17 protein-coding genes and 1 pseudogene are annotated in these 21,539 nt (G+C 70.1%); 6 read left to right on the plus strand and 12 right to left on the minus strand.

Going from position 1 to position 21,539, the window contains the following annotated elements; translation table 11 throughout:
• Positions 1-260 precede the first annotated feature (260 nt).
• The 12 genes from ACZ56U_RS36520 to ACZ56U_RS36575 all read right to left on the minus strand — a co-directional run bounded on the left by ACZ56U_RS36520 (position 261) and on the right by ACZ56U_RS36575 (position 12,010).
• A complete protein-coding gene (locus ACZ56U_RS36520) occupies positions 261-983 on the minus strand; it encodes a FadR/GntR family transcriptional regulator (RefSeq protein ID WP_469088237.1) in 723 nt (240 codons plus the stop codon).
• Positions 974-2,041: an aldo/keto reductase gene (locus tag ACZ56U_RS36525; protein ID WP_469088238.1), complete on the minus strand. Its 1,068-nt coding sequence runs from the start codon at positions 2,039-2,041 to the stop codon at positions 974-976. The genes ACZ56U_RS36520 and ACZ56U_RS36525 overlap by 10 nt, the downstream gene beginning before the upstream one ends.
• Positions 2,042-2,048: 7 nt before the next feature.
• On the minus strand, positions 2,049-3,143 hold the full coding sequence (locus tag ACZ56U_RS36530; RefSeq protein ID WP_469088239.1) for a PfkB family carbohydrate kinase: 1,095 nt from the start codon (positions 3,141-3,143) through the stop codon (positions 2,049-2,051).
• Positions 3,140-3,772 (minus strand): bifunctional 4-hydroxy-2-oxoglutarate aldolase/2-dehydro-3-deoxy-phosphogluconate aldolase, encoded by a 633-nt coding sequence (gene eda / locus ACZ56U_RS36535; protein WP_469088240.1) that lies wholly within the window; start codon positions 3,770-3,772, stop codon positions 3,140-3,142. Before eda ends, ACZ56U_RS36530 begins: the two co-directional genes overlap by 4 nt.
• A complete protein-coding gene (locus ACZ56U_RS36540; RefSeq protein WP_469088241.1) occupies positions 3,769-4,530 on the minus strand; it encodes an SDR family oxidoreductase in 762 nt (253 codons plus the stop codon). The genes eda and ACZ56U_RS36540 overlap by 4 nt, the downstream gene beginning before the upstream one ends.
• Positions 4,527-5,570: a zinc-dependent alcohol dehydrogenase gene (locus ACZ56U_RS36545; protein WP_469088242.1), complete on the minus strand. Its 1,044-nt coding sequence runs from the start codon at positions 5,568-5,570 to the stop codon at positions 4,527-4,529. Before ACZ56U_RS36545 ends, ACZ56U_RS36540 begins: the two co-directional genes overlap by 4 nt.
• Positions 5,567-5,998, minus strand: a complete 432-nt coding sequence (locus ACZ56U_RS36550; protein ID WP_469088243.1) for an RbsD/FucU domain-containing protein — start codon at positions 5,996-5,998, stop codon at positions 5,567-5,569. The genes ACZ56U_RS36545 and ACZ56U_RS36550 overlap by 4 nt, the downstream gene beginning before the upstream one ends.
• Positions 5,992-6,891: an amidohydrolase family protein gene (locus ACZ56U_RS36555; RefSeq protein ID WP_469088244.1), complete on the minus strand. Its 900-nt coding sequence runs from the start codon at positions 6,889-6,891 to the stop codon at positions 5,992-5,994. Before ACZ56U_RS36555 ends, ACZ56U_RS36550 begins: the two co-directional genes overlap by 7 nt.
• Positions 6,884-8,209: an L-fuconate dehydratase gene (locus ACZ56U_RS36560; RefSeq protein ID WP_469088245.1), complete on the minus strand. Its 1,326-nt coding sequence runs from the start codon at positions 8,207-8,209 to the stop codon at positions 6,884-6,886. The genes ACZ56U_RS36555 and ACZ56U_RS36560 overlap by 8 nt, the downstream gene beginning before the upstream one ends.
• A 92-nt stretch (positions 8,210-8,301) precedes the next feature.
• On the minus strand, positions 8,302-9,342 hold the full coding sequence (locus tag ACZ56U_RS36565; protein ID WP_469088246.1) for an ABC transporter permease: 1,041 nt from the start codon (positions 9,340-9,342) through the stop codon (positions 8,302-8,304).
• The gene (locus tag ACZ56U_RS36570) at positions 9,335-10,900 is read right to left on the minus strand and encodes a sugar ABC transporter ATP-binding protein (RefSeq protein ID WP_469088247.1); all 1,566 of its coding nucleotides are present in this window, start codon (positions 10,898-10,900) and stop codon (positions 9,335-9,337) included. Before ACZ56U_RS36570 ends, ACZ56U_RS36565 begins: the two co-directional genes overlap by 8 nt.
• Before the next feature lie 48 nt (positions 10,901-10,948).
• Complete coding sequence (locus ACZ56U_RS36575; protein ID WP_469088248.1) at positions 10,949-12,010, minus strand: sugar ABC transporter substrate-binding protein; 1,062 nt, start codon at positions 12,008-12,010, stop codon at positions 10,949-10,951.
• A gap of 606 nt (positions 12,011-12,616) precedes the next feature.
• Here ACZ56U_RS36575 and ACZ56U_RS36580 point away from each other — a divergent pair.
• The 6 genes and pseudogenes from ACZ56U_RS36580 (at position 12,617) to ACZ56U_RS36605 (ending at position 21,499) form a co-directional block, all read left to right on the plus strand.
• Positions 12,617-14,569, plus strand: coding sequence for an RICIN domain-containing protein (locus tag ACZ56U_RS36580; protein WP_469088249.1), 1,953 nt, complete (start codon positions 12,617-12,619; stop codon positions 14,567-14,569).
• A gap of 1,002 nt (positions 14,570-15,571) precedes the next feature.
• Positions 15,572-17,803: an alpha-L-fucosidase gene (locus ACZ56U_RS36585; RefSeq protein WP_469088250.1), complete on the plus strand. Its 2,232-nt coding sequence runs from the start codon at positions 15,572-15,574 to the stop codon at positions 17,801-17,803.
• A 166-nt stretch (positions 17,804-17,969) separates the two neighbouring features.
• Positions 17,970-18,509, plus strand: coding sequence for an RICIN domain-containing protein (locus ACZ56U_RS36590; protein WP_469088251.1), 540 nt, complete (start codon positions 17,970-17,972; stop codon positions 18,507-18,509).
• A pseudogene (locus ACZ56U_RS36595) lies at positions 18,467-18,805 on the plus strand (RICIN domain-containing protein); the annotation flags it as partial. The gene ACZ56U_RS36590 and the pseudogene ACZ56U_RS36595, both read left to right, overlap by 43 nt.
• 275 nt (positions 18,806-19,080) lie before the next feature.
• A complete protein-coding gene (locus tag ACZ56U_RS36600) occupies positions 19,081-20,304 on the plus strand; it encodes a cellulose binding domain-containing protein (protein WP_469088252.1) in 1,224 nt (407 codons plus the stop codon).
• 22 nt (positions 20,305-20,326) lie between these two features.
• Positions 20,327-21,499, plus strand: coding sequence for a cellulose-binding domain-containing protein (locus ACZ56U_RS36605; protein WP_469088294.1), 1,173 nt, complete (start codon positions 20,327-20,329; stop codon positions 21,497-21,499).
• Positions 21,500-21,539: the final 40 nt, after the last annotated feature.

Consider the following 21,539-nt stretch of genomic DNA (forward strand, 5'->3'; position numbering starts at 1 on the left):
ATCCGTCGACCCAAGTCCCGTTCGGCTCCGGGAGGAAGGTGCAGCATCGCCCGCTCCAGGTTGTCACCGCCACCGCTCTGCCCGGACGGCCTTGGGACGCCTATGCGTCCAGAGATCCCCCATCATCCCGATCAGACCCCCGGTCTCGCCACAGGCCCGACCCGGCGTGCGGCCAGCAGCTGCCGCAGCGGTTCCTGACGCCGGCGGAGGCTCCGCAAGGCGGCTTCTGCCAGACGGAAGAGCGTCTCCGGAAGGGGTGGTCAGAGCCCTGTGGTCACGCCCCACGGAAGGGCCTCACCCGAACGCAGGTGGCCCTTGAGCCACAGCTCGGTGTTGCTGACGTGCAGCAGTGCGGCGGCCTGGCTGAGGGAGGCGTCGCGGACGGACAGGGCCCGGAAGATCGCCTCGTGTTCGGCGAGGGTCCGGCCGGAGGCCTGGGTGTCGACCAGACCACGCCAGATGCGGGCGCGCAGGGTGCGCCCGGAGATGCTTTCCAGGAGCGTGAGGAGCGTTTCGTTGCCGGTGGCGGAGATGACGGCGCGGTGGAACGCGGCATCGTGAGCGTTGAGCCGTTCCACGTCGTCCTGGGCTTCGCGCATGGCGTTCAGGTGCTGCTCGACCTCGGCCAGCTGCTCGTCGGAGATCCGGGTGGCGGCCAGTGCGGTGGCGATCGGTTCCAGGAGCCGTCGTACCTCCATGAGGTCCTGCAGCGCGGCGGAATCGCCCTGCAGCAGTTCCACCGCACCGCCGAGCCCCTCCAGGAGCAGGCTCGGCTGCAGGCTGGTGACGTAGGTGCCGTCGCCCCGCCGGACCTCCAGGACCCGGGCGACGGCCAACGCCTTCACGGCCTCCCGGGCGAGGTTGCGGGAGAGGCCCAGCTGGGCGGCCAGCTCCGGTTCCGGCGGGAGCTTCGAGCCCGGCGGCAGCGCTCCGCTGCGGATCAGCTCCCGAATCTGCACGATGGCCTTGTCCGTCAGAGACACCGCGCGCTCCTTCCGGGTCCGTTCGCCGCGGGCACGTCCGACCTGATGAGTTCCCGGGCGCGGAGATCGTCCCAGAGACCGTCGGGGACGTACCGGCGGTGGAGTTCCACGTTCCGTACGACCTGCTGCGGATTTCGCATACCGAGGGTGACATTGATGATACTCGGGTGAGTGTAGGGGAAGGCGATCGCGGCGGCGGGCAGGGTGGTGCCGTGGGCCGCGCAGGCGTCGGCGATCGCCCGGGCGCGGTCGAGCAGCTCCGGCGGGGCCTGCTGATAGTCGTACTTCATGCCCTCGGTGGGATGGTCGCGGGAGAGGAGCCCCGAGTTGAACACGCCGACGGCCACCACGCTCTTGCCGAGTTCCTCGGCGGCGGGCAGGACGTCGTCCAGTGCCGACTGGTCGAGGAGTGTGTACCGGCCGGCCAGCATCACCACGTCGGCCGCGGTCTCGCGCAGGAAGCGGGCGAGCATGGCCGACTGGTTCATTCCGGCGCCGATCGCGCCGATCACTCCCTGGTCCCGGAGCTCGGCCAGGGCCGGCATGGCCTCCTCGGCGGCCTGCCTCCAGTGGTCGTCGGGATCGTGCAGGTAGACGATGTCCAGGCGGTCCAGGCCGGTGCGCTCCAGCGTGTCCTCGATGGAGCGGAGCACCCCGTCCCGGCTGAAGTCCCACTGCCGGCGCAGGTCGTCGCGCACCACGAAGCCCTCGGTGTCGGTGCCGCGCGGGTGCTCGTTGGGGATGAGCAGACGGCCGACCTTGGAGGAGACGACGTACGCGTCACGTGGCCGGCCCGCCAGCGCCGCTCCCAGGCGGCGCTCGGAGAGACCGAGCCCGTAGTGCGGTGCGGTGTCGAAGTACCGGATGCCCGCATCCCAGGCCGCGTCGAGTGCGGCCTGCGCCTCGTGGGCCGGGGTGACTCTGTAGAGGTTGCCGATGACGGAGGCCCCGAAGCCGAGGTCGGTGAGCTCGACGGGGGTGCTCGCGACCTTCCGGCGCCCGATGTCGTGCGGTGTCAACTGTGCTCCTTGGGAAGCGGCGACGGCATGGGCGCTCATGGGGCTGTCACCTTCTGACGGCGGCCGAGCCGCCTGCCATGAGTGCCTCGACCTCGGCGAGCGAGGCCATGGACACGTCGCCCGGGGTGGTCATGGTGAGGGCGCCGTGCGCGGTGCCGTAGGCCAGGGCACGGCGCAGTCCGGCGGTGTCGAGGTCGGCCAGGGGCGCGGCACGGCCCGCCGGTCCGGCCTCGTCAGCGCCGAGGGTCAGCAGTGCGTAGATCAGGCCGGCCGCGAAGCCGTCGCCCGAGCCGATGCGGTCCAGGACGTGCAGGCCGGGCAGTTCCGGGCCGCGGACGAAGCCGGTACGGGGCGACCAGGCGGCCGAGGACCAGTCGTTGACGCCGGCCGAGGGCACGTCCCGCAGGGTGGTCGCGAGCACCTCGGCCCGGGGCAGCAGCGCGGCCACTTCGACGAGGGCGTCGGGCACCTCGTCCGTCGTGACGCGTACCGCGCCCGGGTACGGCCCTGCCAGCCCCAGGGCGCCCACCACGACGTCGGCGTGGCGGGCGAGCCGCAGGTCGACTTCGCGGGCGGCGTCGGCGCCGCCCCTGCCGGCCCAGAGACTGGGGCGGTAGTTGGGGTCGTAGGAGACCCTGACACCGTGCCGTCGAGCGGCCGCCATGGCCTCGTCCGCGACGTCCACGGTGGTGTCCGACAGACCGGCGAAGACGCCGCCGGTGTGGAACCAGCGCGGACCCGGGGCAAAGATCGCGTCCCAGTCGACGTCGCCCTTGCGCAGCTGCGAGACGGCGGTGTTCGCGCGGTCGCTGACGCCCATCGCGCCCCGGATGCCGTAGCCGCGCTCGACGAAGTTGAGGCCGTTGCGGGCGGTGCGGCCGATGCCGTCGTCGGGCACCCAGCGGATGAGGGAGGTGTCGACGCCGCCCTGGAGGATCAGGTCCTCCACCAGCCGCCCCACCTGGTTGTCGGCGAGGGCGGTCACGACGGCCGTCCGCAGGCCGAAGCAGCGCCGCAGTCCGCGGACGACGTTGTACTCACCACCGCCTTCCCAGACCTGGAAGGTGCGGGCGGTGCGGATCCTGCCCTCGCCCGGGTCGAAGCGGAGCATCACCTCGCCGAGGGCCACCACGTCGCTCACGTCGCGCTCCCGTGCACGGCCTCGGCGGTCAGCCGGCGGATCTCGCCGTACTCGCCGCGCTCCAGATGGGCGGCGGTGGCCATCCAGCTGCCGCCGACGGCGAGGACCGCCGGGACGGCGAGGTAGGCGGGCAGGCGCGCAGCGTCGATGCCGCCCGTCGGCACGAACCGTGCCTGGGGGAAGGGAGCCGCGAGAGCGCGCAGCATCGGGATGCCGCCGAGGGGTTCGGCGGGGAAGAGCTTGACGGTGTCGAGGCCGGACCGCAGGGCGCGCATCAGCTCGGTCGCGGAGGCGATGCCGGGTACCACGGGCACGCCCAGCTCACGACACCTGGCGACGACGTCCTCGTCGAAGCCGGGTGAGACCACGAAACGGGCTCCCGCCGCCACGGCACGGTCCACCTGCTCGGGCGTGAGGACCGTACCGGCGCCGACGGTCAGCCCTCCGTGGGCGGCCATCGTCTTGAGCACCTGCTCGGCGTCGGGGGTGCGGAAGGTGACCTCGGCGCACCGGGCACCGCCCGCCGCGAGCGCGTCGGCCAGCGGGCCGGCCATCGCGGCGGAGGGCACGGCCAGCACCGGCAGCAGGCGGGCGCCGTCCAGCACGGCGGCCGGGTCGGTGCCGGTCATCGGCCGAGCCATCCGCCGTCGACGGGCAGGACGACGCCGTGGACGTAGGCGGCGGCGTCCGAGGCGAGGAACACGGTGGCGCCCGCGAGGTCGTCGGCGCTGCCCCAGCGGGCGGCCGGGATGCGGTCCAGGATGGCCTTGCTGCGGACGGGATCGTCCTGGAGGGCCTGGGTGTTGTCGGTGGCGATGTAGCCGGGGGCGATGGCGTTGACGTTCACGCCGTGCGGGGCCCACTCGTTGGCCAGGGCCTTGGTCAGTCCGGCGACGCCGTGCTTGGCGGCGGTGTAGCCGGGGACGGTGATGCCGCCCTGGAAGCTGAGCAGCGACGCCGTGAAGACGATCTTTCCGTGACCGCGGGCCACCATCGACGCGCCCACCGCGCGGGACAGGGCGAACTGCGCGTTGAGGTTGACCTGGAGCACCAACTCCCAGTCCTCGTCGGTGTGTTCGGCGGCGGGGGCGCGGCGGATGGTGCCCGCGTTGTTGACCAGGATGTCCACCGGGCGCTCCCGTCCCGCCAGGTCGGCGCCCAGGGCGCGGACGGCTTCGGGGTCGGCGAAGTCGGTGCGGATCGCCTCGAAGGTGCGGCCCGCGGCCAGGACGTCCTTCTCCACGTCGCTGCCGGTCTCCTCCAGCTGGGCACTGACGCCGATGACGTCCGCGCCGGCCTCGGCGAGGGCGCGGGCCATGGCACGGCCGATGCCGCGCCGGGCGCCGGTGACGACGGCGAGCCTGCCGGTCAGGTCGAAGGCGTTCACTGGATGGCTCCCTGGGAGTCGTCGGTGCAGTCCACGAGGATCTTCATCACGTCGCCGCCGCCCTCCAGGGCCTCGAACGCGTCGGGCGCCTGTGCCATGGGGACGACCTTGCTGATCAGCTGCTCGGCCGGAACGGTGCCGTCGGCCACCAGGGTCACCGCCCGCTCGAAGTCGGCGCGGTCGTACAACCGGGCGCCCACGAGGGTGAGTTCGCGCCAGAAGAAGCGGTGCAGGTTGATCTCGCGGGGCCGGGGGTGGATGGCCACGAGACACAGCCGCCCGCGCACACCCAGCACGTCGACGGCCGTGTCCACCCCGCCCTGCGCGCCGGAGACCTCGAAGGCCACGTCCGCACCGGCGTCGCCGGTCCACTCACGGACCAGCTCGGCCAGGTCGTCGGCGGCCGGGTCCCAGGTCGTCAGCCCCAGCTTCTCGGCGAGCCGCCGCCGGTGAGGGCTCAGCTCCACGACCCGGACCTCGGCTTCGGCGGCGCGGGCGACCAGGGCGATGAGGATGCCGACGGGACCGCCACCGACCACGACGGCCTTCTCGCCCGCGCGGACCTGGGCCCGGCCGACGTCGTGCACCGCGACCGCGGTGGGCTCCACGAGGGCCGCGTGGTCGAGCGGGAGGGAGCCGGGCAGCCGTACGAGGGTCGTGGCGGGCACGGTCCAGCGCTGCTGCATCGCGCCCGGCGAGTCGATACCGATGAAGTCGAGGTGCTGGCAGATGTGCTGGTGGCCGGCATTGCAGGCCGGGCAGGTGTCGTCCCAGCGCAGCGGCATCACGGTGACCGCGTCACCGGGCGCCCAGCCCTCCACACCCTGACCCACACGTATGACACGGCCGGACATCTCGTGGCCGAGAACGGCGGGCGCGGCGACCCGGGTATCCATGTCGCCGTGGAAGATGTGCAGATCGGTGCCGCAGATACCGACGTAGGCGGGGGCGATCTCCACCTGGCCGGGGCCGGGGGGCGGGTTCTCGGCGGGCGCGGTGTCCAGCGTGCGGGCGGCGAGGTAGCGGACGGCGAGTGTCATCTCAGGGTCCCTTCGGCGCGGACGCCGATCGTGAGCAGCAGGTTGGCGTAGGTGCGGATGTCGGCGGTGACGACGACGAGGGCCAGGTCGGGCGAGCGGGCCGCGTCGTAGAACTCGAAGCGGCCGAGCGTCTCGACCTCGACGGGCGCCAGCATCGAGCGGTACTCGGCGATGGCCGGCGGCTCCGGCTCGCCCTCGGGCGGCACCATCACGTGCGCCGACTCGACGGGCAGCGCCCGCAGCAGGACGTCGAGCACGGTGGTGACGTCCAGCAGACCCGGCGCCAGGTTGAGATGGACGGTCCTGGCGCGCGGGCCGGTGGCCGTGCTCGCCGGATAGTGGCCGTCGGCGAGCAGGACCCGGGCGCCGTGCCCGGCGCCCGCCAGGGCTTCGAGGATGCCCGGGTGCAGGAGTTCGGTCATCAGCATGCGGTGCGCTCCTTCCTTCGAGCGGGGTCGAGGCCGTAGAACGTGGTGGCGGTGCCGGCGAGGACCGCCTCGGTCTCGGCGGCGGAGCAGCCGTCCAGGAGTTCCCCGACGGTGGCGGCCCAGCGGTTCCAGCCGCCGGCCAGGACGCAGACCGGCCAGTCCGAGCCGAACATCAGCCGGTCCGGGCCGAAGGCCGCCAGCAGGACCTCCCACACCGGCCGGATGTCGTCGACGGTCCACTTCTCGTGGTCGGCCTCGGTGATCAGTCCGGACACCTTGCACCGCACGTGGGGGTGCGCGGCCAGCCGTCGCACGCCCCGCTCCCAGTCGCCCAGGTCACGCCGGACGAGGGGCGGTTTGCCGGCGTGGTCGAGGACCAGGGGAAGGCCGGGGAGGCGTTCGGCCAGGCGGATCGCCTGGGGGAACTGGTGGTCGCGGATCAGCAGGTCGTACCCGAGGCCCCGTTCGGCCACCGCCCGCAGTCCCCGCTCCACCGAGGGCCGTTGGAGCCAGGTGGCGTCGGACTCGCCCTGGACGAGGTGACGTACGGCCCGCAGGTATGTACCGCCGGGCCCGGCGCGCAGCGCGTCGAGGGTGTCGCCGATCGCCGGGGACGTGAGGTCTACCCAGCCGACGACCGCGCCGACGAGCGGGTCACCGTCGGCGAGGGCGAGGAACTCGCGGGTCTCCTCGACGGACGCCACGCACTGGACGAGCACCGTGCACTCCAGCCGCCGACCCGCGATCGGCCTGGTCGCGGCCGCGCGGAGGTCGTCGGTGCCGAAGCTGCGGCGCAGGGGCTCGTGTCCGGGCTCGTCGAGCCAGGACTGCGGCCGGATGTCCAGGTCCCACACGTGGTGGTGGGCGTCGACGAGGACCGGTGCGTCAGACACGGGCCGTCCACACGGGGCCGTCGGGGTAGGTGTACTCCTTGAGGGATGCGGGGTGCATCTGCGCGCTCAGCCCCGGCAGGGCCGGCGCGAGGTAGTGGCCGTCGGCGATGCGGACCGGGTCGACGAAGTGCTCGTGCAGGTGGTCGACGTACTCGATGACGCGGTCCTCGGTGGTGCCGGAGACGGCGATGTAGTCGAACATCGACAGGTGCTGCACCATCTCGCACAGGCCCACTCCCCCGGCGTGCGGGCAGACCGGCACGCCGAACTTCGCGGCGAGCAGCAGGATGGCGATGTTCTCGTTGACGCCGCCGACGCGGGCGGAGTCGATCTGCACGATGTCCACCGCGCCGGCCTGCAGGAGCTGCTTGAAGACGACCCGGTTGGCGATGTGCTCACCGGTGGCGACCTTGATCGGGCTGACGGCCTTGCGGACGGCGGCGTGGCCGAGGATGTCGTCCGGTGAGGTGGGCTCCTCGATCCAGTACGGGTCGTAGGGGGCGAGGGCGCGCATCCAGTCGATGGCCGGCTGGACGTCCCATCTCTGGTTGGCGTCGACGGCGATGCGGATGTCCGGCCCGACCGTCTCACGGGCGGTGCGCATGCGCCGTACGTCGTCCTCCAGGTCCGCGCCGACCTTCAGCTTGATCTGGGTGAAGCCGTCGGCGACGGCCTCGCGGGCGAGGCGGGCGAGCTTCTCGTCGGAGTAGCCGAGCCAGCCGGGGGTGGTGGTGTAGGCGGGGTAGCCGCGCTCCAGCAGACGCGCGATCCGCTCCTCGCGGCCCGGTTCGGCACGGCGCAGGATCTGAAGCGCCTCCTCGGGGGTGAGGGCGTCGGACAGCCAGCGGAAGTCGACCTGTGCGACGAGGTCTTCGGGCGACATCTCGCCGAGGAAGCGCCACACGGGCTTGCCCGCGCGCTTGGCGGCCAGGTCCCAGGCGGCGTTGACGACCGCGCCGGTGGCCATGTGGATGGCGCCCTTCTCCGGGCCCAGCCAGCGCAGTTGGGGATCGTGGACGAGGGAGCGGGAGAAGGCCCCGAGGTCGGCGCAGACTTCCTCGACCGAGAGTCCGACCACGTGCGGGGCGAGGGCCGCGATGGCGGCGGCCTGGACATCGTTGCCGCGGCCGGTGGTGAAGGCGAGGGCGTGGCCCTCCAGTCCGTCGCCGGCGTCGGTGCGCAGGACGACGTAGGCGGCGGAGTAGTCGGGCTCGGGGTTCATGGCGTCCGAGCCGTCGAGGTGTTCGGAGGTGGGGAACCGCACGTCCAGGACGTCCAGGGCGGTGATGCGGGCGGATGTGGGCAGGGTGGAGGACATGGCGGCAACTCCTGTGAGGGCGAGGGGATCGGGCCCCTTGCGACGAGCGGTGAACGCGGCGAGGGACGGGCGGCCGGCGACGGCCGCCCGCGTCAGTCCTGGACCTTGCCGCCGGTGATGCGGGAGATGGCGAGAGCGACCAGGATGATCAGGCCGTTGAGGGCGCCGATCCACTGGGCGGGGACGCCACCGAGCGTGAGCACGTTCTGGATCATGAAGAGCAGCAGGATGCCGCAGAACGCGCCGAACATGGTGCCCTTGCCGCCGTTGAGGCTGATCCCGCCGATGACGGCGGCGGCGAACACGGTGAAGATGTAGCCGTTGCCCTGCGCGGAGGCGACGGAGGCCAGCCGACCGGAGAGCAGCAGCCCGGCGAGCGCGGCGAGCAGGCTGCCGGTGACGATGACGATCCACAGCACCCGGTCGGTGCGGATGCCGGCCGCCTTCGCCGCGTCGACGTTGCCGCCGATGGCGTACAGGGAGCGGCCGAAGCTGGTCCAGCCGAGCACCACGATGGCGACGGCGAACAGAGTCAGGCAGATCCAGATGGAGGCGGGCATCCCGAGCCACTGCGCGGTGCCGAAGTAGAGCATCGACTGCGGCAGCTGGAAGAACGTCTGGCCGCCGGAGATGCCGGTGAGGATGCCGCGCAGCACGATCAGCATGCCGAGGGTGACGATGAAGCCGTTGAGGCCGAAGCGGATGATCAGCAGTGAGTTGATCACGCCGACGAGCAGGCCCACAGCCAGGGTGACGGGGATCGCCCAGGCGCCGGAGAGCAGGCCGAGTCCGTGTCCGGCGCCGGCCGGGACGACCAGCCAGGCCGCGACACCGGGCGCGAGGCCCATGGTGGACTCCAGCGACAGGTCCATCTTCTTGACGATCAGGATCATCGTCTGGGCGAGGACCAGCAGGGCCATCTCGGACATCGTCTGCAGGACGTTGATGAGGTTGTCCGTCTGCAGGAAGACCGGGTTGACGATCTGGCCGACGATCGCGATGACGACGATCGCGGGGACGAGGGCGAGGTCGCGCAGCCGGGCCAGGGGGATCCGGCCGCCGAGCAGCGCGGTGCGCCTCTGCTTCGGTTCCGCGGCCTTGGCGGCTGTGTCCGCGAGGACGGTTTCAGGCATTGAGGTCCACTCCTTCCATCGCGGCCACGAGTTCGTGGTCGTGCCAGCCGCGGGCTATCTCTGTCGTGACCCGGCCCTGGAACATCACCAGGATCCGGTCGCACATGCGCAGGTCGTCGAGTTCGTCGGAGGCGATGAGCACTCCGGTGCCGGTTTCCGCGGTCTCCTCGACCTTGCCGAGGAGGAATTCCTTGGAGCGCACGTCCACGCCCGCGGTCGGGTTGATCAGGACCAGCAGCTTCGGGTCGTCGGCCAGGGCGCGGGCCATGACGACCTTCTGCTGGTTGCCTCCGGACAGGGAGGAGACGGGCAGCTCGGGGCCCGGCGTCTTGATCGCCAGCTTCTCGATCATGTTGTCGGCGAGCCGGTCGCGTCGGTCACGGCTGAGGAGGCCGTTCCTGCCGAGCCGGTGGGGCACGGACAGGGTGGCGTTGTCGGCGATCGACATGTCGGGGACGAAGCCCTGGTGGTGCCGGTCCTGGGGGACGAACCCGGCGCCGGCGGCGAGCGCGGCGGGCACGCTGCCCGGCCGGGGCCGCCGCCCGGCGATCTCCACCTCGCCGGTGGCGGCCGCCCACAGCCCTACGACGGTCTCGGCGACCTCGGTGCGTCCGCTGGCGGCGGCGCCGGCGAGGCCGACGATCTCGCCGGCGCCCACCTGGAAGGTGACGTCTTCGTACGTGCCGTCCCTGCCCAGATCCCGCACGGACAGAGCGGGGGCCGCGGCGGGGTCGAGGGTGCTCGAGCGCACCTGCTGCCGGCCGGCCGCCGCCTCGCCGGTCATGGCGGCGACCAGCTCGGTGCGGGGGAGGTCCGCGACGGGGGCGGTGACGATGTGCCGGGCGTCGCGGAAGACCGTCACCATGTCGCAGATCTCGTAGACCTCCTGCAGGTGGTGACTGATGAACAGGAAGGTCACGCCCTGGCGTTGCAGGTCGCGGATGCGGTCGAAGAGCCGGTTGATCGCGGCCGCGTCGAGCTGTGCGGTGGGCTCGTCGAGGATGATGAACCGGGCCCCGAAGGACAGCGCCCGGGCGATCTCGACGAACTGCCGCTGCTCGACGCTGAGTTCGCCGGCCGGGGACTGCGGGTCGACGTTCACCGACCAGGTCGACAGCAGCTCCTGGGCCCGGCGGCGTACGCCGGTCCAGCTGATCAACCTGTTGGGGCCGTGGTGGTGACGGTTCAGGAAGAGGTTCTCGGCGACGGTCAGCGTGGGGATGATCGTCGACTTCTGGTAGACGCAGGCCACGCGCTGTCGCCAGGCGTCGCGGTCGCTGAGCCGGGGGGCCGACTCGCCGCCGAAGGTGACGGTTCCCTCGTCGGGGGCGTGCAGGCCTGTCAGGACGGAGACCAGGGTCGACTTGCCGGCTCCGTTGCGGCCGACGAGCGCGTGGGTCTCGCCTGGCCTGATGGTGATCCGGGCGCCGTTCAGGGCCACGGTCGGACCGAATCGTTTGACTATGCCCGTCGCCTCGACGACGGGCGGTGTCGCGGGGGCCCGCCCGTCGTCCGCCGGGGCGGGTGCGGGGGTGACTGCTCGCTCCCCGTCTCTCATTTCAACCGCCTTGTAGTGGTGAGCCGTTGGATGCCTGAGAGGGGCCGGTCAGCCGAGGTTGTTGCCCCAGAGCGACGTGTCGTCACTCTTGACGCTGGGCACGCCGCCGTAGGTGCCGCCGTCGGCGGTGACCAGGGGCGCGGAGAGCTGGTCCTCCAGCACGCCGTCGCGGACCTGGATGATGGTGCTGTCGTGGTCGGTCTTGCCGGGCTTGAACGTCTTCCCGTCGATCGCGGCCTTGAGGTAGTACAGGGCGTACTTGGCGTACAGGTCCGCGGGCTGGGAGACGGTGGCGTCGATGTGGCCGGCGGCGATGTCCTTGAGCTCCTCGGGGATGCCGTCGTTGGACACGATGAAGACGTGCTTCTTGTCCTTCGGGTCGACCAGCAGGCCTTTCTGCTTGAGGACCTGGAGCGTGCCGGACAGCGCGAAGCTGGACTGCATGTAGACACCCTTGATGTCCGGGTGCTGGGTCAGCCGGGTCTGCAGCTTCTGCGCGGCGACCGCGCCGTCCCAGTTGGTGGCCTCGCCGAAGACGGTGATGCCGGGGTAGTTCTTCTTCATGCAGTCGTTGAACGCCTCGGTGCGATCCCGGCCGTTGATGGAGTCGAGGCCGCCCTGGAGCATGACGACCTTGCCCTTGCCGCCCAGCTTCGTGCCCAGGTACTGGCACGCCTTCTCCCCGTAGGCGCGGTTGTCGGCCCGCACCACCATGAACACCTTGCCGCTGTCGGGCCGGGTGTCGACGGTGACGACCGGGATCTTCTTCGCCTCCAGCTGCGCCAGCGTCGGCGCGATGGCGGCGGTGTCCTGCGGGGCCATCGCGATGCCCTTGACGCCCTGGCTGATGAACGTCTGCGCGTTGGCGGTGAGCTTGGCGACGTCGTTCTGGGAGTTCGTGGTCTTCAGGTCCAGCCCCAGTTCCTTGGCCGACTGGGGCGTGTACTTGATGTACGAGTTCCAGAAGTCGGTGTCGGACCGCGGGTAGTCGACGGCCACGAGCGGCTTGCCGCTCGACGAGGCGGTCGTGCCGGAGTTGCTGCAGGCGCTGAGCAGCGTCAGTGCGCAGACGACGGAGGCGGTGGAGCCGAGTGCGGTTCTGAGTCTCATGGATGCTTCCTCGCGCTGGTCCCGGAGCGGGGTTGTTACGCCGATGCGACAGCTGCGTGTCATCGGCGGAGAGATGGGATGTTTATAGAGCGGACGAAGTGAGTCTGTCTAGTGGGCGCGGCAAAAGTGCTGGAGATGATCTCGCCGGGATCGTCGCTAGGCTTCCCGGGTGGTAGATCCATCCCATCAATGATGCGCATTCGTGATGCCCTGACGCTTGCGCTCGTCCCGGCGTCCCGTACGTCCGCTCGCGATGAGTCGTGCCGGTGGATGGTCGGCGGCCGAGCGGGTGACGCAGAAGAACTCGGACGTGCGGCAACGCCTTGGGGGTCGCACTCCGGCTCTCCGCACAAACATGGCATGTCTACGGCAGAACGAACAGCCACCTGGACGGACAAAACCTCAACTTCCGCTCTCCGCCCGAGTGCTTTCATCCGCTTACCTGTTGACACGGGCCAGTTACGTCACCGACCTTCGTGCGTGACATCCGGCCGGCTTGGAGCCTGACGAGTCCGCGCCTGACGGTCTGGAGACCGGGCGCCCCCGGGCTGCCCCCCGCCTGTCTCACCCCAAGCATCACAACCACCTCGAACCGGGAGTACCCCCATGCCCTCAGGAAGACTGTCCCGTCGCGCGCTGCTGGGTGCCGTGGGCGCCGCTGCCGTCGCGACCGCGCTGCCCGTGCTCCCCGCACTGTCGCCCCTGCTGGCGCAGGCGGCCGCCGCGGACCCCCAGACCAACCTGGAGAACCTGGCGAACATGCGGTTCGGCATGTTCAACCACTTCAGCCTGGGGACGTTCACCAATCAGGAGTGGGCTGAGCCGAACCAGGACCCCGCTCTGTTCGCCCCCACGGCCGTGGACTGTGCCCAGTGGGCGGACGCCGCCGCGGCGGCGAAGATGAGCTACGGCATCCTCACGACCAAGCACCATGACGGCTTCGCCCTGTGGCCGAGCGCCTACGGCACCCAGAACGTCGCGAACAGCTCCTACAAGCAGGACGTGGTGAAGGCGTACTGCGACGCCTTCCGCGCCAAGGGACTCAAGGTCGCGTTCTACTACTCGATCTGGGACCGCACCTTCGGCGTCGAGGCGTGGGAGAGCCGGCACAAGGTGTCCGGCCTCGAGATCACCGACGCCATCCAGCCCGCCGACATGACCTTCATCCTCGGGCAGATCACCGAACTGCTGACCCACTACGGCACCATCGACATGTTCATCACCGACGGCTACGCGTGGCAGATGGGCCAGCAGGCCGTCTCCTACCAGCGGATCCGGGAGCACGTGAAGTCGCTCCAGCCGGGCATCGTCATGATCGACCACGGTGGACTGTCCGTGCCGTGGCTCGGCGACGCGATCTACTTCGAGGAGCCGCTGGGCATCACCGCGCCGACCGGGAACACCTACGCCGCCACGCAGGGACAGACGATCAGCAACGGCTGGTTCTGGCATCCGACCACGCCGACCGAGAGCCTGATGAGCAAGGACGCGATCCTGTCGCACCTGGCGGACCTGGAACCGAAGTACACCTCGTTCATCCTCAACTGCCCGCCCAACCGCAACGGCAGGCTGGACACCAACATCGTCAACCGGCTCGCCGAAGTCGGGGCGGCATGGAGCCCCAACACCTCCAGGCCACCACTGCCGACCCAGATGCTGCGCGCCGAGCACCCCGTGACACCGGTCAGCGCCTACGCGACCGGCTTCCGCACCGGCGAGGGACCGCTCAACGCCATCGACGGACTCAGCGACAGGGGCTACGAGACCTGCTGGTCGACCTGGGGACTGCCCTCGGCCCTGCCCCACTCGATCACCATCGACCTGGGCGGTGTGTGGAGCAACGTCTCCACCCTGGAGTACCTGCCCAAGCAGTGGAACCGCAGCAACACCACCGACGGCGACATCACCTCCTACACCATCTCCACCAGCACCGACGGCACGAACTTCACCCAGGTCGCCACCGGCACCTGGGCCGGCGACCGTGCCACCAAGGTGGCCGAATGGCCCGCCCGCAACGTGGGCTTCGTACGGATCCGGGCCCACGCGGCCACCGGCGGCTACGTCAACATGGGCGGCGTCAGGGTCGGCGGCCGGACGGCCAAGCCGGCACTGGTGTCCACCACGCTGCCCGGTGACGCCACCGTCTACCGACTGGTCGCCCGGCACAGCGGCAAGGCCGCCGACGCGCAGAGCGGCGGCACCGCCAACGGCACCAACATCCTGCAGTGGCCCTGGCTCAACAAGGCGAACCAGAAGTGGACCTTCGCCAAGACCGGCGACGGCTACTACGAGATCAAGGGCGTGGGCAGCGGCAAGCTCATGGAGGTCGCGGGACTGTCCCGCGTGGACGGCGGCAACGTGGCCATCTGGTCGGACGCCAACGCCCCCCAGCAGCACTGGGCCGTCACGCCCACCGGTGACGGCTACTACTTCCTCATCAACCGCTACAGCGGACTCTGCCTCGCCGTCGACGAGGGCAGCACCGCCGACGGAGCCAACATCGAGCAGCAGCCATACGCGTCACTGACGCGGCAGCAATGGCAGATCATCCCCTCCTGACCCCGCCCTCCCTCGCCGCTCTTCCTTCAACGGCCTGCTGTTGAAGGAAGAGCGGCGAGGGGCTGTCAACGAGTGACCCTGTCTCACATTCGGTGGTGACGGAAAGTTGTCAGGGTCGCTGACCATCATGTGATGGGTGTCAACGAGCTTGTGCAGACGGTGTTTTCGGGTCTGTCAGATGCTCGGCCGTCCCCGCGTTCCCGTGGGCCTGGGAGACACGATGAAACGCCACAACCTGCCGGCCCGTGCAACGCGGAACACCGCCATGATGGAAGCACTCGCCGACCTGTCACCCATCGTGATCTCTTCCACGACTGGCGCGTGCCCTCGCCCCAGAACCCTGGCCGAGTCGGCGGGGCGCAGTAGAACCGAGAGCTTGCGGCGTTGACGCGGCTCTATGACTGGGCGAGCCGGAGAGGGTGAGTCCCGGCAGGGCCGGTGGAGTTGCGGACGATCTCAGGGTGGTACGGAGGGACGACCTCGGTCCCGGCCGGGCGGGAGAAGAGTGCACAGACCGGCAACGTGCACTGGCTGACTCCGCGGGCGTTTCGCCGGTGGCTGGACGTCGGAATGCACGGCCACGCGACTCAGGGCCGGCCCGCCGCGACCTGGGCCGGCCGCTTGGAGGCGCGCAACGTCGTGTACGCCGAGCTGCTGTTCTCCTCAGGCATGCGCCTGGTCGCCGTTGGGCTTCCCGGGCGGTGGATCCATCCCGTCAATGATGCGTACTCATGATGCGCTGACGGCCTGCCTGTGGACTGCCCGTGTGATGGCGCACCCCCCGGTCGACCCCCTAGACATTCCATGTTTACCGCCATTGCAATGCGCCGATAGCACCTGTTTATGGACAAAAGCCAATGCTGGCACGGGTTTTCATCCCTGCACACCCGTTGACATCAGTGCGTCACATGGTCGAACTTCATGCTTAACCTCCGACGCTCCAGAACCGTCGGCGTCCCGCGTGTCCCCAGTCCCCCTTACCCCCACCTCAGGGATGTCCTCATGTCGCGTTCGCTCAACAGACGCCAGTTCCTGTCCGCCGCCACCTGTGTGGCGGCGGCAGCCATAGCCGGTGGTGGCCTGGGCGCCGGCGTCGCCCAGGCGGCACCGAGCACCTACACCCCCGACTGGAACTCGGTCGATCAGCACCCGCCGGCTCCGGAGTGGTTCCAGGACGCGAAGTTCGGGATCTACTTCCACTGGGGCGTCTTCAGCGTTCCCGCCTTCGGCAACGAGTGGTACCCGCGGACCATGTATCAGGCGGGCGACAGCGTCAACCAGCACCACATCGCGACCTACGGCCAGCCCTCGGCATGGCCGTACCACAACTTCATCAACGGGGCGAAGGACCTGGCGGGCAACTTCGTGCAGTTCGCGCCCAAGCTGAAGTCGGCCGGCGGGAACTTCGACCCCAACGAGTGGGCGCAGCTGTTCGTCGACGCGGGCGCGAGGTTCGCGGGGCCGGTCGCCGAGCACCACGACGGCTATTCCATGTGGAACAGCCAGGTCAACGAGTGGAACTCGGTCGCCAAGGGCCCGAAGCTCGACCTGCTGCAGCTGTTCACCACGGCGATCCGGGCCAAGGGCCTCAAGCTGCTGGTCGCCATGCACCACGCGTACCACTACAACGGCTTCTACGAGTTCGCCCCCGCCCAGACCGACCCCAGCCTCAAGAAGCTCTACGGCCAGCTCGGTGCGGCCGCGGAGAACCAACTCTGGTACGACAAGCTCAAGGAAGTCATCGACCTCGCGCAACCGGACATCCTGTGGCAGGACTTCAAACTGGACGCGGTCGACGAGCAGCAGCGCCTGAACTTCCTGTCCTACTACTACAACCAGGCCAACGCCTGGGGCCGTGAGGTCGTCGCCACCTACAAGGACGGATTCAACGGCAAGGGCGAGGTCTTCGACTACGAGCGCGGTGGGCCGGGCGACCTCACCAACCCGTACTGGCTGACCGACGACAGCATCTCCAGCTCCAGCTGGTGCTACACACAGGGCATCGGCTACTACAGCAACCAGCAGATGCTGCACTCGTTCCTCGACCGGGTCAGCAAGAACGGCAACGTGCTGCTGAACATCGCGCCGATGGCCGACGGCACCATTCCCCAGGCGCAGAAGGACATCCTCCTCGGCATGGGCGACTACCTGAAGCGCTTCGGCGAGTCGGTGTACTCGACCCGCGCCTGGGCCGTGTACGGCGAAGGCCCGACGAAGATGGGCGGCGGCGCCTTCACCAATCCGACGGCCGGCACCGCGCAGGACATCCGCTTCACCCGCAACAAGGCCAACAACGTCCTGTACGCCACCGTCCTGGGCTGGCCCGGCAGTTCAGTGACCATCAAGACGCTCAGTTCGGACCGCATCAACCTCTCCTCGCTGACCTCGGTGAAGCTGCTCGGCTCCACCGCCGGCACCTACATCGACCTGCCCACGCCCACCCAGACTTCCTCCGGCCTCACCGTCACCCTGCCGTCCTCGGTGCCATACAGCGCGGGCGCCTACGTCCTGAAGCTGGCCTTCTCCGGCACCATCCCCGGCATGCTGCCGCTCGCCGGAGCCGCCGCCTTCACGGACGTCAACTACACGGGCGGCTCGGCCCCGTTGCCCGCCGGCGACTACACCGCGGCCGACCTGAGCGCGGCCGGACTGGGCACCCGCACCATCTCCAGCCTGCGCCCCGCCGCCGGCTACCAGGTGATCGGCTACTCCGGCGACAACTTCACCGGCACCGCCTGGACCTTCACCGCCGACAACCCGGACCTCCGGGTCACCGGCAACAACGACCAGATCACCTCGCTCAGGGTCCAGTTCAACCCGTCGAGGTACTTCCGGATCGGCAACGTCACCAACGGTCTCGCCCTGGACAGCGGCGGCAACGTCGCCTCCGGATCCAACCTCAAGCAGTGGAGCTGGGACTCCAGCACCAACCTCCAGTGGCAGGCGGTCGACGTGGGCGGCGGCTACTACAAGCTGGTCAACCGCACCAACGGCATGGTCGCCGACGGCTGGGGCAACACCGCCGACGGCTCCCCGGCCCGGCAGGCGCCCTGGAACGGCGGCCCCAACCAGCAGTGGAAGATCACCTCCCGGGGCGGCAACAGCTACACGATCGCCAACCGCACCACCGGCCTGGTCCTCGACAGCGGCGGCAACGTCACCTCGGGCTCGGTCACCAAGCAGTGGACCTACGGCAGCAGCAGCAACCTGCAGTGGACCTTCACGGCGCTGTGACTCCCGCAGCGCCCTGACCCACGGCCGCGGCGGGCGCGCCCTCGGGCCTGCCCGCCGCCTTCCCCGCCCCACCCCCTCACATCCGAGCCACCCGGCCGGGAGCACACCCGTGTCGTCAGGGAGAGGACTGTCCCGTCGTACCCCGCTGGGCGCCGCGGACGCCGCCGTGGTCGCCGCAAGATCAGGAACGTCAACAGCGGCAATCTGCCCGGCCTCTCCCAGGGCGGACGGCGGGAACGTCTCCATCTGGGGGGAGGCCAACGCCCCGCAACAGCACTGGGCGATCACGCCGACCAGCGACGGCTCCTTCTACCTCACCAACCGGCTGAGCGGACTGTCCCTCAACGTAAACGGGGTTCGACCGCCGACGGCGCCAACATCAACCAGTCCACCTACCGCCGCGCGCCCGAGGAGCAGTGGCAGATCATCGCCATGTGACGGCCCCGACGACGCGCGACTCTCATCACCGACGCCCTTCGTCGGCCGGCTTAGGCCATGGAGCCCGGGACGGTCTCGCCGTCCTGGTCGACGCCGGGACCGAAGGTTCCCCTGGGCACGTCGATGCGCATGCAGGAGGTGCAGTAACAGTGCGGACGGACGAGTTGTCCGCGGTGGCCTGCACCGACTGCGACTTCAGTTTGGCGAAGGCTCCGTTGCCAGGGCGGGGCCAACCAGCTCTGGACACGCACCGGGTCCGGCCAGCTGACGGTGACCACGTCGGGCACCAGCTTGTGTCTGGACGCCCACAGCCACCAGACCACGTCCGGCACCAAAGTGGTGACCTGGCCGTGCGTCGGCGGTGACCACCAGAAGTGGAACCTCATCACCGACGGAACGGTCACCGGCGTCCAGTCCTGCCTGCGCCTGGACGTCACCGGCGCCTCAACTGCCAACGGCGCCCCCGTCCAACTGTGCACCCGCAACGGCGCCACCAACCGGCCGTGGACCCCAGCTCACTCCACCCCTGTCCGGCCCGGGCACGCCCCGGCTCGGGCAGGGTGAAAACTACGTCGAAAGCCCACACCCCTTGTCAGGGGCATGCCCCTCTTCTACAGTCCCCGGATACGGAAACTGTGGGAGCGCTCCCACGGATGAGGTGTTCCAGCGCTCACTCCCCCTCCCCCCGGAGGACTCCCAAACGAACGTCACGGCGCCCCGTCACGCAGAAGGCGGATCCCCCCATGCAGCTTCTTTCGACCCCCCGCTCGCCGGCCCGAAGGCGCACCGCCACGTTGCTGGCAGCGCTCTGCTGCGCCGTGTTACCCGTCTTACCCGTCGTGGCCGCGACAGTCCAGCCGCCCGCGGCGAGTGTCGCCGCAACGGAGGTCCTGGGCAACGCGACCCACTTCGCCGGGCTCGGCAGCCCCTACGGCGGCTGCGGTCTGCCGCAGCGCGAACTGGACAGCCAGGACTTCGTGGCGCTCAACGTGCTCAACACACCCGGCGACTACTCGAGCGCCTACCCCCGCCCGGTGCCGGACTCAAGCGCATCGGTCAAGGGCGCCTTCGACAACGGCCGCAACTGCGGCCGTTGGGTCAAGGTCACCATCGGGGACTACTGCACCGGCACCAACGACGGCGCGCCGGGCCAGCCCTTCTGCCGCAACGGCTCCTGGGTGGCCGACGAGTACAACGGGGCCACCCTGACCATGCTCGTCGCGGACAGCTGCGCCGATTCCAACGCCTGGTGCCGGGACGACCCCAACCACCTCGACCTGGCAACCGACTCCCTCAACCGCTTCCGGATCGGCGGTGCCCCCGTGGGGACGATGTACCCGGACCGCTGGAACAACCGTCATGTCTCCTGGAGCTTCGTCCCGGCCCCGGACTACAGCGGCGACATCCGTATCGGCTTCCTCAGGGGAGCCCAGCGGTACTGGCCCGCCATCGCCGTCTCCCATCTGCCCAGCGGCATCCACGGCGTCCAGTACCTGGCGAACGGCACCTGGGCCGACGCCGCGATGAACAGCGACCTGGGGCAGTCCTACGTCATCGGCGCGACGTCCTCCGGTCAAAGCAGCTTCACCATACGGATCCGCGACGCGGCCGACGCCTGGCTGGGCGGCGGCCGTACGTACTCCTTCTCGCTGCCGTCAGGCTGCGCGGGAGGCTGCCCGCAGGACTACACCGCCGTCCCCTACACCACCGACAGCTCTGGAGGGACACCACCGCCCACTCCCCCGCCGAGTCCTTCCGGCGACGCCGCCTGCACGGCGGAGTGGAAGCTGACCGGCTCGTGGCAGGGCGGGTACCAGGCCGACGTCACGGTCACCAACACCGGGTCCCGGCCGGTCACCGACTGGTCGGTGCGCCACACCCTGCCGGGCGCTGTGACCGTGGCGAACCGCTGGAACGCGGTGGTGGATCCGTCCCGCCCCGCCACCACTGTTCACAACGCCTCTTACAACGGCTCACTGGCACCGGGCGCGTCGACGACCTGGGGGATGACGCTCAGTGGCGACGACCGAGACCTCGGCACACTCTCCTGCACCGCGTCCTGACTCTCGGAGATTGATCATGACCATGACTTCATTACGCGTGCGCCGCCACCGCCTGCCGCTCTGGGCATTGGTGCTGACCGTGGTGGCGGTGGCCCTTCCTGCCATCGCGACATCGCGAGCCCAGGGCGCGGCGACGGGCTGTACGGTCACGTACACCACCAACGAGTGGTCCGGCGGCTTCACCGCCCAGATCCGTGTCACGAATCTCGGCGCCGCCCTGAACGGCTGGCGGCTGGAGTGGACCTACGGCGGCGACCAGCAGGTCACGTCCGCCTGGAACGCGCAGGTCACCCAGTCTGGCAGGGCGGTGACCGCCGTGAACGTCGCGCACAATGCCGTGCTCGCCGCCGGCGGGTCCGTGGACTTCGGGCTCCAGGGCACCTGGCGCACCGCCGACCCGGCTCCCACCGCCTTTGCCCTGGGCGGCACGCCGTGCGGCGGAACCGCGAGTCCCACCCCGACGGCGACCGCCTCACCGACAGCGACCGCGACAGCCACGCCCCCAGCCGAATGCGCCGGGGCGACGATCTGCTCCGACTTCGAGGACCAGACCGGTACCGCGCCTTCGGGCCCCTGGCAGACCACGGCACCCGACTGCCAGGGCACGGGGAAGGTCAGCGTCGACACGTCCGTCGCCTACAGCGGCACCAGGTCGCTGCGCGTCGACGGCGGCGCCGGCTACTGCAACCACGTCTTCGCAGCCTCCACCCGCGATCTGTCCTCCGTCGGGCCCGTGGTGTACGTGCGGATGCGGGTCCGGCACACCACCGCCCTGCCCATCGACCACGTCACCTTCGTGTCCATGCCGGACGCCTCGCAGGGCGGCAAGGCGCTGCGCGTCGGCGGGCAGAACGGCGCGCTGCAGTGGAACCGCGAGAGCGACGACGCGACGCTGCCGGAACAGAGCCCGGCGGGTGTGGCGCTCAGCACCCCGCTGGCGACCGGCCGGTGGCTGTGCCTGCGGTACCAGATCGACACCACCGCCCAGTCCATGCGCACCTGGGTCGACGACCAGGAGGTCGCCGGACTGCACGTGGACGGGGTGCCGACCCAGAACGTCGACGGGCAGTGGCTCGCCCGCAGGACCCCTCCCCGTCCCACCGGCCTGCGCCTGGGCTGGGAGAGCTACGGCACCGGGAACGACACTCTCTGGTTCGACGACGTGGCCCTGGGCTCCTCACCGATCGGCTGCTGACGCCCGCGTTCAGATCCGTCGGGAAGACAGGATCTGAACG

This window comes from Streptomyces sp. NPDC034103 (assembly GCF_055575395.1).